General features: G+C 30.1%; 16 protein-coding genes. 9 read left to right on the top strand and 7 right to left on the bottom strand.

The genetic code is table 11. The features are described 5' to 3' along the window. Window position 1: 1 nt before the first annotated feature. The 6 genes from ACZ5VL_RS08050 to glmU are packed head-to-tail and all read right to left on the bottom strand — an operon-like array spanning window position 2 to window position 5,647. The gene (locus ACZ5VL_RS08050; protein ID WP_464198588.1) at window positions 2-1,033 is read right to left on the bottom strand and encodes an LptF/LptG family permease; all 1,032 of its coding nucleotides are present in this window, start codon (window positions 1,031-1,033) and stop codon (window positions 2-4) included. An 11-nt stretch (window positions 1,034-1,044) separates the two neighbouring features. Next, the gene (locus tag ACZ5VL_RS08055) at window positions 1,045-1,863 is read right to left on the bottom strand and encodes a prepilin peptidase (RefSeq protein ID WP_464198590.1); all 819 of its coding nucleotides are present in this window, start codon (window positions 1,861-1,863) and stop codon (window positions 1,045-1,047) included. After that, entirely contained in the window at window positions 1,863-2,540 is a 678-nt protein-coding gene (gene uppS, locus ACZ5VL_RS08060; RefSeq protein WP_464198592.1) for a polyprenyl diphosphate synthase, read from the bottom strand. Before uppS ends, ACZ5VL_RS08055 begins: the two co-directional genes overlap by 1 nt. Window positions 2,541-2,545: 5 nt before the next feature. Then, the gene (locus ACZ5VL_RS08065; protein ID WP_464198594.1) at window positions 2,546-3,169 is read right to left on the bottom strand and encodes a hypothetical protein; all 624 of its coding nucleotides are present in this window, start codon (window positions 3,167-3,169) and stop codon (window positions 2,546-2,548) included. An 8-nt stretch (window positions 3,170-3,177) separates the two neighbouring features. Next, complete coding sequence (gene coaBC, locus ACZ5VL_RS08070; protein WP_464198596.1) at window positions 3,178-4,353, bottom strand: bifunctional phosphopantothenoylcysteine decarboxylase/phosphopantothenate--cysteine ligase CoaBC; 1,176 nt, start codon at window positions 4,351-4,353, stop codon at window positions 3,178-3,180. Further along, window positions 4,340-5,647, bottom strand: a complete 1,308-nt coding sequence (glmU, locus tag ACZ5VL_RS08075; protein WP_464198597.1) for a bifunctional UDP-N-acetylglucosamine diphosphorylase/glucosamine-1-phosphate N-acetyltransferase GlmU — start codon at window positions 5,645-5,647, stop codon at window positions 4,340-4,342. The genes coaBC and glmU overlap by 14 nt, the downstream gene beginning before the upstream one ends. Window positions 5,648-5,811: 164 nt before the next feature. Here glmU and ACZ5VL_RS08080 point away from each other — a divergent pair, with 164 nt between their 5' ends. Together ACZ5VL_RS08080 and pckA are read left to right on the top strand one after the other, a co-directional pair. Further along, a complete protein-coding gene (locus ACZ5VL_RS08080; protein WP_464198599.1) occupies window positions 5,812-7,635 on the top strand; it encodes a biotin/lipoyl-containing protein in 1,824 nt (607 codons plus the stop codon). Between the two features lie 32 nt (window positions 7,636-7,667). Continuing rightward, entirely contained in the window at window positions 7,668-9,245 is a 1,578-nt protein-coding gene (gene pckA, locus ACZ5VL_RS08085; RefSeq protein ID WP_464198601.1) for a phosphoenolpyruvate carboxykinase (ATP), read from the top strand. Between the two features lie 55 nt (window positions 9,246-9,300). Here the strand turns inward: pckA and ACZ5VL_RS08090 are convergent, their stop codons facing one another. Further along, window positions 9,301-10,734 (bottom strand): Do family serine endopeptidase, encoded by a 1,434-nt coding sequence (locus tag ACZ5VL_RS08090; protein WP_464198603.1) that lies wholly within the window; start codon window positions 10,732-10,734, stop codon window positions 9,301-9,303. Between the two features lie 184 nt (window positions 10,735-10,918). Between ACZ5VL_RS08090 and ACZ5VL_RS08095 the strand changes: the two genes are divergently transcribed. The 7 genes from ACZ5VL_RS08095 (at window position 10,919) to ACZ5VL_RS08125 (ending at window position 15,596) form a co-directional block, all read left to right on the top strand. Further along, window positions 10,919-11,788, top strand: a complete 870-nt coding sequence (locus ACZ5VL_RS08095; RefSeq protein ID WP_464198605.1) for a DnaJ C-terminal domain-containing protein — start codon at window positions 10,919-10,921, stop codon at window positions 11,786-11,788. An 11-nt stretch (window positions 11,789-11,799) separates the two neighbouring features. Then, the gene (locus ACZ5VL_RS08100) at window positions 11,800-12,183 is read left to right on the top strand and encodes a heat shock protein transcriptional repressor HspR (RefSeq protein ID WP_464198607.1); all 384 of its coding nucleotides are present in this window, start codon (window positions 11,800-11,802) and stop codon (window positions 12,181-12,183) included. 9 nt (window positions 12,184-12,192) lie between these two features. Then, the gene (locus ACZ5VL_RS08105) at window positions 12,193-13,653 is read left to right on the top strand and encodes a potassium/proton antiporter (protein WP_464198609.1); all 1,461 of its coding nucleotides are present in this window, start codon (window positions 12,193-12,195) and stop codon (window positions 13,651-13,653) included. Window positions 13,654-13,715: 62 nt separating this feature from the next. Next, a complete protein-coding gene (locus ACZ5VL_RS08110; RefSeq protein ID WP_464198611.1) occupies window positions 13,716-14,294 on the top strand; it encodes a tetratricopeptide repeat protein in 579 nt (192 codons plus the stop codon). A 1-nt stretch (window position 14,295) separates the two neighbouring features. Then, window positions 14,296-14,625, top strand: coding sequence for a hypothetical protein (locus tag ACZ5VL_RS08115; RefSeq protein WP_464198613.1), 330 nt, complete (start codon window positions 14,296-14,298; stop codon window positions 14,623-14,625). Continuing rightward, window positions 14,609-15,244 (top strand): HAD family hydrolase, encoded by a 636-nt coding sequence (locus tag ACZ5VL_RS08120; RefSeq protein ID WP_464198615.1) that lies wholly within the window; start codon window positions 14,609-14,611, stop codon window positions 15,242-15,244. The genes ACZ5VL_RS08115 and ACZ5VL_RS08120 overlap by 17 nt, the downstream gene beginning before the upstream one ends. Window positions 15,245-15,335: 91 nt before the next feature. Beyond that, complete coding sequence (locus tag ACZ5VL_RS08125; protein ID WP_464198616.1) at window positions 15,336-15,596, top strand: DUF2018 family protein; 261 nt, start codon at window positions 15,336-15,338, stop codon at window positions 15,594-15,596. The last annotated feature ends 42 nt before the right edge of the window (window positions 15,597-15,638 follow it).

The following is a 15,638-nucleotide window of genomic DNA, read 5'->3' on the forward strand; positions in this document are numbered from 1 at the left end:
TTTAATATCTACTTAAAATTTTTGTTTTAAAATATATTATTGAAGATACTATGGTTGTTGTAAAAATAACCGGAATTGCTATAGCAGGATGTTTTACAAGTAACATTAAAGCCGTAAAATAAGAAAATAAAACCCCAAATATGCCAAAATATATAAAACCTTTTTCATACCTATAAGTTACTATTCCAAAAGAAAGTGCAAAATATACGCTAGCTAGTGGAAAAATAGAAACCAAGACATTTATAGTAAAATCTTTTTTACGCTTATCATCGCTTAATACTTGTTTCCAATAATCAATTATGCTAACAACTTCTTTTGATTTATCTTGTTGTTTACTTCTTATAATCATATTGTCAAATTTAGTAGCATGTATTGTATATTGGCGTATATCGTAATTATATCCATCAATCAGTTTTAATTCTATTATTCCATTTACATTACCGATTGTTCCTGTTTTAGCCATTAAAAGTCGCTCGTCTTCGCTACTATTTTGCGGATGGTACATTATTAAATTTTCATATATAGTTACATTTTGATCTATTTTTTCACCCTCAATATATACCATCCAATCAGAAAATTTCTGACCAAACTGAGAAGCTTTAATATTAAGTTGTGCATCATTTAATTTATGTCCTACAAAATTATCACTTAATTCTTCTGCAAGAGGAATCATAACCAATGAAGTTCCTAATAGCAAAATACTAACACAGCCAGCAAATATAGAAAAAAATCTACCTATAAGTCTAGTTGAATACCCTAAAGTAAAAATCACTATACTTTCGTTTTCTTTTGAGAGCTTAAAAAAACTTATAGCTAAAGATACAAAAAAACTTATTGGTATTGTAAAAAGTAAAATTTGAGGAAGCAAAAACAAATAAAGCTTTGCAAGTTCAAAAAAAGTCATACTAACATAAGATGTAATTCTTGAAATTTGTATAAAAAATACAAGTGAAACTATTATAAAAAGCGTTGTAAAAAGCGAAGCAAAACTGCTTAAAAAGCTGCTTAAAAGATATCTATTTACTTTATTCATACTAAACCAAATCATAAATTTTGTATATAATTATAGTATAATGAAATTAAATTTCTAATTTCATCTTCAAAAAGATATACAAAAATTAGCCCAAAAAACAAAAATGGTATCATAGGAAGAGCTATATCTGTTTGTTTTTTTGCCAAACTAAGATATATAAAAAACGGTATCATCAAAATACAAGCTAGCACAACCGCAATTATTCCCATTTTTATGCCAAGAATTGCTCCTATTGTTGCTATTATTATAGTATCAGCATCCCCCATAATCTCTACTTTCTGATCTATTTTACCGCGATTTTTTATAACAGATGTAGCAGTTTTTATCATAACAATAGCTCCAGCAAGTATCAAAGAATCTACAAAGTATGTATCATAAAAACTTATATATTTTAAGTGTGATATAAATAAATTTGCATCATAATTTGATAAAAGTGCAAAAATATATGCAAAAAATAGCAAATTTTCAGGTACCATTTTTAACTTATAATCAATAATGCCAAGGCAAAGAAGGATTATAAAACAAATACCAAGCATAAGAGCGTTAAAAAGCTCATATTTATAAATATAACCTAAAAGCATTAAAAGTCCGCTAGCTAGCTCTATAATTGGATAAATAATACTTATTTTATTTTTGCAAAACGCACATTTTCCACATAAAAATAACCAAGAAAATATAGGTATATTATGATAAAATCTTAGATTTTTTCCACATTTTGTGCAGTGCGAAGCTGGAAAAACTACGCTTTGTTTTAGAGGAATTCTATAAATTAAAACATTTCCAAATGAGCCTATAACAGTCCCAAGAAGAAAAAAGAAAACTCCTATCATCAAAGTCCACCAAATCTTCTGTGTTTTTGTTCAAATTTTTGAATCATATAATCAAGTTCTTTGGAAGTAAAATCAGGCCAAAATGTATCACTAAATGCAAGCTCGGCATAACTTGCCCCCCAAAGCATAAAGTTTGATAGCCTCATTTCTCCACCGGTTCTTATAAGTAAATCTACATCCCCATAACTTCCGCTATCTATTGCATTTGAGATACTTTCTTCACTTATAACGGTATTTTCTTCTATCAATTTTTTACAAGCCCTAACTATCTCATCTCTTCCCCCATAATTTAATGCGAGAACCAAATTCAATTTATCATTATCTTTTGTTAGGTTTTTTAAATTTAAAATTTCATTCTTTAAATCATCATCAAAAACAGAAATATCACCTATTGTATCAAATTTAATACAATTATTTATAAGTTTTTCTCTTTGAGAAATTATAAATTTCTTCAACAACTTCATGAGAAAATCAACTTCACTTTGTGGTCTTTTCCAATTTTCTGTGCTAAAGGCATATAAACTAAGCGTTTTTATGCCTTTTTTTGCACAATACGTAGTTATATCATCTACAACCTGTGCACCTTTTTCATGTCCATTTGTTCTAATCAAAGAGCGCTTTTTTGCCCATCTTCCATTTCCATCCATTATAATTGCTAAATGTTTAAGTTTATTCAACTATCTTAACCTTTAAAATCAATAAAGTTTGAGCTTTTTTTCCAAAGCATATCAAAGTTTGAATCTATTTGTATTTGTATATCAAAAAATCCACCAAGCAAAGTTGCAACAGTACTATATGGTGTTTTTATGGAAGACAATTTACTTTTTTCATATGTGAATATAAGTGGTCCAAAATTTAAAAATATCAGATAAATTTGCACCCTACAACCACTTTTTTTAAGCTGAAAAAGCTGTGGAGAATTTTCATATATAAAAGGTATATGAATGATATTTTCACTAAGCGCCATAAAAATGTCGGTCCACAGAGCAAAATGCTCTTTATCATCAGAACTCATAAGCATATTTAAACAAAGCTCATAAAATGATTTTAAGCTTTTTTCATAAATAATTTTTTCTATGATATTTGATCCATTTTCTAGCAAATAGCCTATGTCTGGCTTTTGTATAAGATTGCTAACTGCTATTAAATTTCCATTTTGTGATATCTCGCCCCAATACTCACTACCAACAACGAGGCTTTTTAAACTTTTTGTGCTTAAGGTTTTATTTCCAAATTTCAGCAAATATCGATTAAATGAAGTTTTTTCTAAAACCTTTATAGTTAATGGTAATGAATTATTTAACAAAACTTGGCTCATAAATTTTTAACCAAATTTGATATTTGCATAGCGATATTTTCTTTACTATTATAGCTTAAAAGCGTAGAGTTTTTAGATGTAATAAACTCTATTTGAGTTGAGTTTGAGCCAAAATTAATTCTATCATTTAAAACATTTAAACAAACTGCATCTAAATTTTTGTTTTTTAACATATTAATAGCATTTTGTTTTGCAGTATTTTCATCTATCTCCATTTTAAAGCCTATTTTCTTACAAGGACTTTTAAAATTTGATAAAATATCTTTATTTTTTGTAAGCTCCAAGCTAAATTTATCTCCAAAAACATCTTTTTTAACTTTGCCACTAAATTTTTGTTTTGGCACATAATCACTAATTGCAGCGGCCATAACCAATATGTCATTTTTAGTTAAATTTTGCTCATCAAGAAGAGTTTTTAACTCATTTGAACTTCTAAATTTACTAAGTTTATATGGCACTTTAAACTCAGCACTACTTATAAGATGGACGCTTGCACCAAGTATATAAAACGCATCGCTTAGTGCTTTTGCCATTTTTCCGCTTGAAAAGTTAGTAATAGCTCTAACATCATCAATATTTTCGTATGTCGAACCGCCTGTTATTACAACTTTTTTATCTTTAAAAAACTCATCTTCAAAGATAGTTCTTTTAACAGCATAGATAATATCTTCTATATCAGCTAAAGCACCCCTTCCAACATCGCCACAAGCTAGAGTTTTGCAAATTGGCTCAACTATCTTAATGCCATTTTCCTTCAAAATTTCTAAGCTTTTTTTAGTAGAAAAATGCTCTAGCATTGCGCTATTTGCAGCTGGAACAATAATGGTTTTTACACCACTTGCAACCATTAAAGTATCCATAAATACAGTTCCGCTTATTCCATAAGCAAGACGATTTATCACATTTACACTGCACGGAGCAATCAAGACTAGATCCATTTTTGCATATTTTATATGACTAAGACCTTCAGCCCAATTTTCGCTATGCGAGCAAAGAATTTTATGGCTGCAAAGTGCTTCAAAACTAAGAGGATTTGCAAATCTTAAAGCCCCATCACTAAGCATTACATAAACATCAGCACCAAGTTTTTTTAAAATAGACAAAATCTCATAAGCTTTGTAAAAGCTAACGCTTCCACAAACCCCAAGCAAGATTTTTTTATTTTTTAGCATCATTTTTTCCAAAAAATTTATAAAAATATTCCTCTTTATTTATTTGTTTTCCTCTACTAATTGCAAGGCATCCACTTTTTACATTTTGTGTTACGGTAGATCCTGCAGCTATTAAAACATCGTCTTCTATACTAACTGGAGCTACAAGTTGTGTATCGCTTCCTATAAATACATTTTTGCCGATGATGGTTTTATATTTTGCCTTACCATCATAATTGCAAGTTATCGTGCCACATCCTACATTTGTACCACTATTTATCTCGCAATCTCCAAGGTAACTTAAATGCCCTGCTTTAACGCCATTAAGTTTTGATTTCTTTAACTCTACAAAATTGCCAATATGTGTATCTTTTACCTCATTTCCAGGTCTAAGATGTGCCATAGGGCCGATATCAGAATTTTCTATAATACTATTTTCTATCACAGATGAACTTTTTATAATGCTACTTTTTATGACACATTTTCCTATAATGCTTACATTTTCCTCCACAACGCATTCGCCTTCAAATTTGGCTCTACTATCTATATATATGGTTTGAGGTAAACGCATATAAACACCGCTTTTCATAAGTTTTTCTTTTATCATATCTTGCATGATATTTTCAGCTTGTGACAGAGCAAATTTATCATTTATACCCATAAAATTTCGCTCCATAACATCAACAGCAACGCATTTTAAGTTCATTTCTTTAGCTATTTTTATGCTGTCTGTTAGATAATACTCGTTTTGTGCGTTATTGCTATCAATTTTTGGCAAAATCTCTTTTAAAGCATATGTATCAAAACAATAACATCCTGCATTTACTGTTTTTACCATTTTTTGCTCATCATTAGCATCTTTTTGTTCTACAATGCATTCTATCTGCCCATTTTTACTTATAACTCTACCATATCCGAAAGGATTGTTTGCTTCAAATGTACTAAGTGCAATATCGCACTCTTGCGAGATAAGTTTTTTTAGATCATCACTTTGAATGAGTGGCATATCTCCACATAAAACAAGAGTTTTTTTACTATCAAACTTAACATCAAAAAGGGCCCCAGCGGTTCCAGGAAATTTCTCCACATTTTGTCTATAAATTTTTACATTTGGAAATTCTTTTAAGATTATCTCTTTTATCTCATCAAATTGATAGTTTAAAATTACGCTCACATCACTACTTATCTCGTAACTTCGCTCTATTACATGATAAATCATAGGTTTTCCACTAACCTCAAAAAGAACTTTTGCCTTATTTGATTTCATTCTAGTTCCAAAGCCAGCTGCTAAAATAACAACGGATATATCATTCATAAAAAAGCCTTATTTTTAAATTTATGTATTATTGTAACTAAAATTAACTAATATTTTAAGAAATTTTACCTTTTTGAACGTAAAAAAATTTATAGATAATTTTAACTTAATATAAAAAATGATAAGATGCTACAAAAATTTATGTAAAAAAAAGGCAAAAAGATATGTCTAAAAAATTTATAGATGTTATGGATACAACCTTTAGAGATGGTTTTCAATCTGTTTTTGGTGCAAGAGTTTTAATGAAAGACTTTCTTCCTGCTCTAAGCGCAGCAAAAGATGCTGGAATTACCCACTTTGAATTTGGTGGTGGGGCTAGATTTCAAAGTTTATATTTTTACTTAAATGAAGATGCATTTGAAATGATGGATAAGTTTAGAGAAGTTGCAGGTAAAGATGCAAATTTACAAACTTTAAGTCGCGGTGTAAACACTGTTACACTAGATACTGGAAGCAAAGAAATAGTTGATTTACACGCCAAACTTTTTGCAAAACACGGTACTACAACTATAAGAAATTTTGATGCCCTAAATGATGTTGAAAATCTCAAATATAGTGGTGAGAGGATTATGGCTCATGGCTTAAAACACGAAGTTGTTGTTACCATGATGGATCTTCCTCCAAACTGCACAGGCGCACATGATTGTGCGTTTTATGAAAAAGTATTAAGAGAGATTTTAAATGCTGGCATTCCTTATACAAGTGTTTGTTTTAAAGATGCAAGTGGAACAAGTAGTCCCGAAAAAGTTTATCAAACGATAAAAATGGCCAGAAAACTTTTACCAGAAAATACTCACATCAGACTTCATACTCATGAAACCGCTGGAGTTAGTGTAGCTTGTTATTTGGCTGCACTTGAAGCTGGAGCTGATGGTATAGACTTAGCTGCAAACCCTGTAAGCGGTGGTACAAGTCAACCAGATATCTTAACTATGCTTCATGCTATAAAAGGTAAAGATTATGACCTAGGCGGACTTGATATAGAAAAAATACTAAAATATGAAGAAGTTTTAAAAGATTGTTTAAAAGATTATTTCTTACCACCTGAAGCTACTAAAGTTAGCCCACTTATACCATTTTCACCAATGCCAGGCGGAGCGCTAACTGCAAATACACAAATGATGAGAGATAACAATATACTAGATAAATTTCCTGAAGTAATAATGGCTATGAGAGAAGTTGTAGAAAAAGGTGGTTTTGGTACAAGTGTAACACCTGTGAGTCAATTTTATTTCCAACAAGCATTTAATAATGTAATGTTTGGAAAATGGAAAAAGATAGCAGAAGGATATGGTAAAATGGTGCTTGGATATTTTGGTAAAACCCCAGTAAAACCAGATAGTGATATCATAAATCTAGCTAGTAAGCAACTTGGATTAGATCCAACTACTCAAAATGCTATAGATATAGCTGACATTGATGAGACAAAAAGCTTAAAATACACACAAAAAATCTTAGAAGAAAATGGTATTCCAGTAACTGAAGAAAATCTTTTCATAGTAGCAGCTTGCAAAGAAAAAGGCATAGCTTTCCTAAAAGGCGAAGGAAAGGTTATGGTTAGAAAAAATACAAATATGCCAAAACAAAAACATAAAAACGATAATAATACATCTAAAACAAGTAAATATAGCATAAGTATAAATGGCAATAAATACAATGTTGAGATAAGTGATGGATTTGATAATTTCGGCGAGATAAAAAGTATATCAAAGGTTGAAGATAAATCAAAAGAGATAAAAAATGAACAAAAAAATATAGCTCATAGTTCTAGCGGTAACGGCGATATACTAGCAAGTGTGCCTGGAAGCGTATTTAAAATTTTACTAAAAGTTGGAGATAGCGTAAAAGCTGGACAAACAGTTATAGTACTTGAGGCTATGAAGATGGAGATAGAAGTTACTTCTCCAAAAGATGGTATCATAGATGAAATCTTAATATCACCAAGTGATACAGTACAAAATGATCAACTCTTAGCAAGAGTTAAATAAAAAATATTTATGAAAAAAATAAGGAGAGTACTATGTTAGATGATATAAAAAAGCTTGGGCTTAAGGATGTAAAAGATATTTACCATAACCTAAGCTACGAAGAGCTTTTTGAGCATGAAGTTAAAAATAATGAAGGAAAAATTAGTAGTAGTGGTGCTTTTATGGTTGATACTGGTATATTTACAGGAAGAAGCCCAAAAGATAAATATTTTGTAAAACAAGATGAATCTCAAAAATACATAGCTTGGGGAAAAATAAATCAACCAATATCAAAAGAACTCTTTGATAAATTACTTCAAAGATCCAAAGAACAACTCTCAGGCAAAAATATCTATGTTCAAGATGCGTATTGTGGTGTTAGCGAGGCTAGCAAAAAAAAAGTTAGATTTATAACAGAAGTTGCATGGCAAGCACACTTTGTAAAAAATATGTTTATACGCCCAAAAGAAGATGAGTTAAATGGCTTTAAACCAGATTTTGTAGTTTATAATGCTTGCAAATACTCAAATGAAGATTATAAAGAAGATGGTTTAAATAGTGGAGTTTTTGTTATATTTAATATAGAAGAAAATATTGCTGTAATTGGTGGAACCTGGTATGGTGGCGAGATGAAAAAAGGTATATTTTCTATGATGAACTACTGGTTACCATTAGAAGGCAAGCTTTCTATGCATTGTTCTGCAAATATTGGTAAAAATGGCGATACGGCTCTATTTTTTGGACTTAGTGGAACAGGAAAAACAACTCTTTCAACAGATCCAAATAGAGCTTTAATAGGCGACGATGAGCATGGTTGGGATGATGAAGGAATATTTAACTTTGAGGGTGGATGTTATGCAAAATGTATAAATTTGAGCAAAGAAAATGAGCCTGAAATTTACAATGCCATAAAAAGAGACGCCCTTCTTGAAAATGTTGTAGCAGATGAAAATGGAAATGTGGATTTTGATGATGGAACAAAAACAGAAAACACAAGAGTTAGCTACCCAATAGAACACATCCAAAACAGAGAAAAAAGCTCAAAAGGTGGGCATCCAAAAAATATTATTTTCTTAACAGCTGATGCTTTTGGCGTTTTACCACCTGTTGCAAAACTCACAAAAGAACAAGCAATGTATTATTTCTTAAGTGGCTATACGGCTAAAGTTGCAGGAACAGAAAGAGGTATAACTGAGCCAGTTGCCACATTTAGTGCATGCTTTGGAGAAGCATTTTTACCACTTCACCCTACTGCTTATGCAAAGCTGCTTGGGAAAAAAATTGATAAACATGATGTGAAAGTTTATCTTGTAAATACTGGTTGGAGTGGTGGCGCTTATGGCGTAGGCAAAAGAATGGGCATAAAAGCTACAAGAGCTTGCATAAACGCGATTTTAGATGGTAGTATACAAAATAGCGAGTTTGAAAACTTTGATGATTTTAATATCTCTATACCAAAAGAGCTAAAAGGTGTGCAAACCTCACTTTTAAATCCTATAAATAGCTGGAAAGACAAAGATGAGTTTATAAAAACAAGAAAAAAGCTTGCAAAAATGTTTGTAGAAAATTTCAACAGATATAAAGATGTACAAGCTGGAATAGAGTTTGCAAAAGCAGGTCCAATCCTTTAATAATTTTTTGCTAAGAAAAAATGCATAATTTTATTTATGCATTTTTTCTTTTTTATTATTTGATAACAAGTCCTCTATATACACCTTTTCTATTTATCCAAACAAGAACTTTTTCATCACCCTTCTTTCTCATAAGCGTATTAAACTCTTCTATATTTTTTATGTTTTTATCACCAACTTGTATAATTATATCACCTCTTATAAATCCTAGATTTTCAGCTTTTGAACCTTTTTGAATATCAGTTACCAAAATACCATTTATTTCACTAGGAATTCTATATTGTGCGCGATATTCATCTGTGATATTTACAACACTGAGTCCATCTACAATAGAATTAGAGTTCAATTTTGAGCCAATCGCAGTATTTGATGAAATTTCATTCATATTTGCAAGTTTTAACTTTGTAGAGTACTCTTTTCCCATTCTCTCATAGGTAATGTCAATTTTTGTATTAGGATCAAGAGAGCCTACTAAATTTGTAAGAGTTGATGCATCTTTTATTGGTTTGTCATTGATTTTTGTTATTAAATCTCCTCTTTTTAACCCAGCTTTATCTCCAGGAGTGTCTTTTTCGACGCTAGAAATTAGAGCTCCTTCTTTATTTTTATAAACTTCTTTTTGATCGCTTGTTAAATTTGAAATCATAACCCCTATGTAACCACGGTCTATTTTACCATCAACTATAAGCCTTTGTGCAATATTTTTTACCATATTTGAAGGTATGGCAAAACCAATTCCATTATTATCACCATTTCTACTAAGTATCGCTGAGTTGATACCAACTAGCGCACCTCTACTATCGACCAATGCTCCACCTGAGTTACCCGGATTTATAGACGCATCAGTTTGAATAAAATTTTCATACTGATTTAAGCCTATATTGTTTTTATTTAAAGCAGAAATTATACCTTGTGTTATTGTTCCACCAACCCCAAAAGGATTTCCCACTGCAAACACAACATCTCCTTCCATAAGTTTTGATGAATCTGCAAATGATATAGCTTTTAAGTCTTTTGCCTCTATCTTAACCACAGCAAGATCTGTTTTTGCATCAGTTCCTATAATTTTTGCCTTATATTCATTGTCTCCATACATTGTAGTTATGATTATTTCGTCAGCATCGGAAACAACATGATTATTTGTAACAATATATCCATCACTTGATATTATAACACCGCTTCCCAAAGAAGATGCACTTCTATTTCTTTCTTGTGGTATACCAAAATTAAACCCAAAAAATTCTTTTAGCAAAGGATCATTAAACATATTAGAAAAAGGCATATTTCCATTATCTTTTATAGTTTTTTTTGTAGATATATTTACAACCGATTGTTTTACATCTTTTATAGAATCATGATATGAAAGTATAGCATTAGATCCATATCCCGGTTCAACTCTTTCTGGGGTTGGATTAGCCTCATTAAATTTTATGCTTCCTGCATTTAAAACACAAGCTGCAACAAGAGATAAAAAAATAGTTTTTTTCATCGTATTTTCTTTCCTTATCTTTAATTTTATTTTATAATAATTATATTTTATAAAAGTTAATGGTTATTATGGCTATTGTAAACAGATTTTTGATTTTAAAATATGATACTTGATTGACATAGACTAAAGTTTTATGATATAATTTATATTAAGTAAAATATAAAAATACATAAAAGGATTATAATTGAGCAATAGTTTATATGAAACATTGGGTGTAGATAAATCAGCCTCTAGTGAAGAAATAAAAAAAGCCTACAGAAGACTTGCTAGAAAATATCACCCAGACATCAATAAAGACCCAGCGGCTGAAGAAAAATTTAAAGAAATAAATGCTGCTTATGAAATTTTAAGCGATGAATCAAAAAGGAAACAATACGATATGCATGGCGATTCTATGTTTGGTGGCCAAAGTTTCCATGATTTTACACAAAACCAAGATATGGGAAATTTAGATGAAATTTTAAGAAATATCTTTGGTGGTGCATTTGGAGGAAGATCTAGTGGTTTTGGCGGTGGTAGTTTTGGCTCTTTTAGTTCTTATGATGGCTTTGGAACCAATTTAGATACCGAAGCTAAAATAAAAATACCATTTGACCTAGCTGTAAATGGTGGAGAAAAGCAAATAAGTCTTGGTAGTGAAAGTGTTAAAATACGTATCCCAGCTGGTATAAATAGTGGCGAGAAACTAAGGGTAAAAGGAAAAGGCAAAAATATCAGTGGTAGAAAAGGCGACCTTATTTTAAATGTCATAATAGAATCAAGTGATGAATATGAAAGAAATGGTGATGATTTAGTAAAAAGCTTAAACATTTCCCTAAAAACTGCCTTATTTGGAGGTAAAGTAGATGTTAAAACATACAAAAAAGAAGTTAGTATAAAAATATCCCCAAACACCAAATCAAATCAAAAAATAAGACTAAAAGGATATGGTGTTCAAAATAGAAAAAGCGGTATATACGGTGATTTATATCTAAAAGTAAATGTTATTTTGCCAGATGCTTCAACTTTAGACAGTGATTTGGTAAAATTAATGCAAGAAAAATTACCAAACTAAAAGGCAAAATTATGAATACACATTATGATGAACCAGTTTATTTGATAAGCGTTGTTGCAAAAGTTCTAAATATACATCCACAAACTTTGAGACAGTATGAAAAAGAAGGTCTTGTTTGCCCAAACAGAACAGATGGTAAAATGAGACTTTACTCAGAAAGAGATATAGATCAAATTAAAACAATTCTGAGATTAACAAGAGATATGGGTATAAATCTCGCAGGTGTTGATGTTGTATTGAGACTAAAAAAACAGATGGAAGATATGGAAAGAAGTCTAAATGACTTAAATGATGAGCTAGAAAGACTAAATAGTATCAATAAAACTTCAAATAAAAAATCTTTAGTGAAAGTGAAAAATAATTTTGATATAATATTTTATAAAGATAACGACTGAGGCTTAAATTTGGAAGAAAAGCTAATTATCATCGGAATACTTTTTTTAGCCAGTATATTTTTTAGCAAAATTTCAGATAAATACGGAATTCCCTCTCTCATCGTATTTTTATGTGTTGGAATGCTGGCTGGAAGCGATGGTCTTCTTGGTATATCCTTTGATGATACTAGATTTGCTGCTTTAATTGGAAATTTAGCCCTAATTTTTATATTATTTGCTGGCGGATTTGATACAAATATCAAAGCAGTTGCGCCAATACTCAAAGTTTCTATAGTTTTAGCAACACTTGGGGTTGTAATAACTGCTCTTATACTTGGACTTTTTATATATTTACTTTTAGGCTGGACTTTACTTGAGAGTTTCTTACTTGGTGCCATAATAAGCTCTACAGATGCCGCTGCTGTTTTTGCAATACTTAGATCAAGAGGAATAAATCTAAAAAATAATCTTGGTGAACTTTTGGAATTTGAAAGTGGTAGCAACGATCCTATGGCAATTTTCTTAACAATGACCATAATTGGTATCATAAGCGCTACCCAAGCGCCAACTGCTGGAAATGTAGCTCTTCAACTTACAATGCAATTTTTAATAGGAGGCGCTATTGGATATTTGTGTGGTTGTTCTCTTCCAAGTATTTTAAACAAAATTCAACTTAGCTCTTGGGGATTTTATCCTATTTTGGTTTTTGGATTTGTAGCTTTGGTTTTTGGAGTAGCTACAAAAATAGGTGGAAATGGATATATAGCTGTATATGTAATGGGCATTTTTGCAAATAGGCGAGAATATGTTTATAAGAAAAATTTGGTTGGTTTTTTTGATGGTATAGCCTGGATAATGCAAATTTTTGTCTTTTTAGCTTTAGGATTACTTGTTTTTCCTAGTACTTTACCAAGCGTAACATTTACAGCCATACTTATAGCACTATTTCTTACTTTTATAGCAAGACCTATTAGCGTTTTTATAGGCACAATATTTACTAAATTTAATATAAAAGAAAAAGCATTTATCTCATGGGTTGGTCTTAGAGGAGTTGTTCCAATAATATTATCAACTTATCCACTTAGTGCAAATATAAACCATGCTGGAGATATGTTTAATATTGTTTTTACGATAGTTTTTATCTCTGTTTTAGTCCAAGGCTCTACAATATCAAAAGCAGCTAGCATTTTTAATGTTAAACAAATTAAAAAAGAAGAAAAAATAACAACCAAAGAAATTCTTGCTAAAAATAAAATTTTCTATCAATCTATTAGGCAGTTTATTGTGCAAGAAGATTCAAAAATTATAGACAAAAATTTAGCCGAACTTGAACTGCCTGAAAACTTTTTTGTAGTTCTATCTGTAAGAGATGGTAAATATATAAAAGTTACAGGATCCTACAAATTTAACCCAAATGATCTTTTGTTGATAGTTTGCAAAGATGAAGATTTTTATGAAAAAACTCTTAAAGATTATGGTTTTATAGCTTAGTATTTATTTTATATTAAAAGCTATTTCGCTATGCTTAGACTGAAATTTTATAAAGGAACTTTATGAACAAAATAGTTTTTTTACTATCAACTTGCTCTACTCTTTTGCTATGTTCAAACAATCTTAAAACGGCTGATTTGCAAAAAAAATGCGATAATAATAACTTAGAGGCATGCACAGAACTTGGATTTTTATACAGCGAGGGCTTAAAGATAAATCAAGATGACAAAAAAGCTATAGAGCTATTAACCAAAGCATGCAATGGTAACTATGCACCAGGGTGCGGAGAGCTTGGCGTTATATATGAAGGCGGATTTGGAGCAAAAAAAGACATAAAAAAAGCCATATCTCTTTATCAAAAAGCATGCGACAATGGCCATTTAAAAAGTTGCAATTCCCTTGGTACTATGTACGCAACTGGCTCAGGAACCCCAAAAAACTATGATTTAGCAAAAGATATATTTGTTAAATCATGCGATAAAGGTAGTGCAATGGGATGCTTTAGTATGGCAACTCTTTATCATAATGCACAAGGTTTTAAAAATGATATGGGATTAGCCATGCAATACTACAAAAAAGCTTGCGATTTAAAAGATGATATAGCTTGTATGCAATATCAAAATTTAAAAGAGATAAAATAATTTGGAACAAACAGATAAATTTAAAAGAGTAAAATATATAAGAGCTCTTGAAAAATTTGTAAAATCCATAATTGGCATCTTAAAAAGAGATGATTTTAATGAGGTTTTATTTAAACAAAGGGTGGAGAAAAGCTTTGAGAGTTTAAAAAAAGTTGAAGCAGTTTATCTTGATCAACCTTACACAAAAGGTCTTTTAGAATTTGTAAATTTGGCATTAAATAATAACGATCAAGCAGAACTACTTAAGACATTTAATCAGCTTGAAAAGCTTAAAAATTCAAAATATAAAAAAGATAAACATAAAAAGAGTTATGATGAATACAACTACTAAAACCATTATATTTGATATGGATGGAACTCTTATTGATAGTTCTGATGCCATATGTTTTACAATAAACGAAACTAGACAAAAGCTTGGATTAAAAGACGATTTGAAAAAAGATTTTATACTAAAAACCATAAATTCATTAGATAAAAATATGCTACAAGAATTTTTTAATTTAGAAAAACCAACAAAAGAAATGATGGAAAATTTCGATAAAGAATTCAATAAAAATTATAGTCTTTATGCTAAAAAGTACAGTTGTGTTGATGAAATACTAAATTTTTGTATAGATAAAAAATACTTTATTGTTTTAGCAAGTAATGCTCCACAAGATAGTCTAGAGGCGATTTTAAAAAAAAGCGAAATATTTGATAAATTTAATTTTATCATAGGATTTAGCAAAGAAATACCTAAAAAACCAGACCCAACAATGTTAAACCTCGCTAAGAAAAAAGGCAAAAACTATAATGCTATTTTTATAGGTGATAGCATAAAAGATGAAATGGCAGCAATAAATGCAAATATGCCCTATATCAATGTTACCTGGGGTTTTGGAGAAAATAGCACCAACTTTAAAAATGCAAAAAATGCAAAAGAGTTAATGGAACTCATAGAGAATGCATAAAACTATTTTTAAATACTTAAATTTGAACTTATTTTTTATCAAACATTATTTTGATATAATCTAAAGTTTAATGTTTTAATTAGGATAAAAAATGATTGAAAGCGACCTTTTTTATGGCGATTTAAAAGAAAAATTTTACGATATATTATTTAACGCATCAAGAGATAGTGTTGAAGAAGAAATAGAAAATTTACTCAAAAAATACATTGCTATGGAATATTTGTTAGAAAAAGCTAACATAAATTTAAAAGAAGTAGATATTTTTGAGCATGAACATACAGCTATGTTAGATGAAAAATTACAAAATATGTATTTGCATTTAAGTAGCGAAATTTTAACAAAAAGCGTATAATTTTGTTTAGATATATTTGCATATTAGTCTTGTTTTGTGTAT

This window comes from Campylobacter sp. GTC17093 (genome assembly GCF_055397635.1).

Bases quoted from the DNA above. Each gene is read 5' to 3' on its own strand.
- pckA (WP_464198601.1), top strand. From the start codon at position 7,668: ATGTTAGATGATATAAAAAAGCTTGGGCTTAAGGATGTAAAAGATATT.
- ACZ5VL_RS08055 (WP_464198590.1), bottom strand. From the start codon at position 1,863: ATGATAGGAGTTTTCTTTTTTCTTCTTGGGACTGTTATAGGCTCATTT.
- glmU (WP_464198597.1), bottom strand. From the start codon at position 5,647: ATGAATGATATATCCGTTGTTATTTTAGCAGCTGGCTTTGGAACTAGA.
- coaBC (WP_464198596.1), bottom strand. From the start codon at position 4,353: ATGCTAAAAAATAAAAAAATCTTGCTTGGGGTTTGTGGAAGCGTTAGC.
- ACZ5VL_RS08050 (WP_464198588.1), bottom strand. From the start codon at position 1,033: ATGAATAAAGTAAATAGATATCTTTTAAGCAGCTTTTTAAGCAGTTTT.
- ACZ5VL_RS08100 (WP_464198607.1), top strand. From the start codon at position 11,800: ATGAATACACATTATGATGAACCAGTTTATTTGATAAGCGTTGTTGCA.
- ACZ5VL_RS08120 (WP_464198615.1), top strand. From the start codon at position 14,609: ATGAATACAACTACTAAAACCATTATATTTGATATGGATGGAACTCTT.
- ACZ5VL_RS08080 (WP_464198599.1), top strand. From the start codon at position 5,812: ATGTCTAAAAAATTTATAGATGTTATGGATACAACCTTTAGAGATGGT.
- ACZ5VL_RS08090 (WP_464198603.1), bottom strand. From the start codon at position 10,734: ATGAAAAAAACTATTTTTTTATCTCTTGTTGCAGCTTGTGTTTTAAAT.
- ACZ5VL_RS08110 (WP_464198611.1), top strand. From the start codon at position 13,716: ATGAACAAAATAGTTTTTTTACTATCAACTTGCTCTACTCTTTTGCTA.
- ACZ5VL_RS08125 (WP_464198616.1), top strand. From the start codon at position 15,336: ATGATTGAAAGCGACCTTTTTTATGGCGATTTAAAAGAAAAATTTTAC.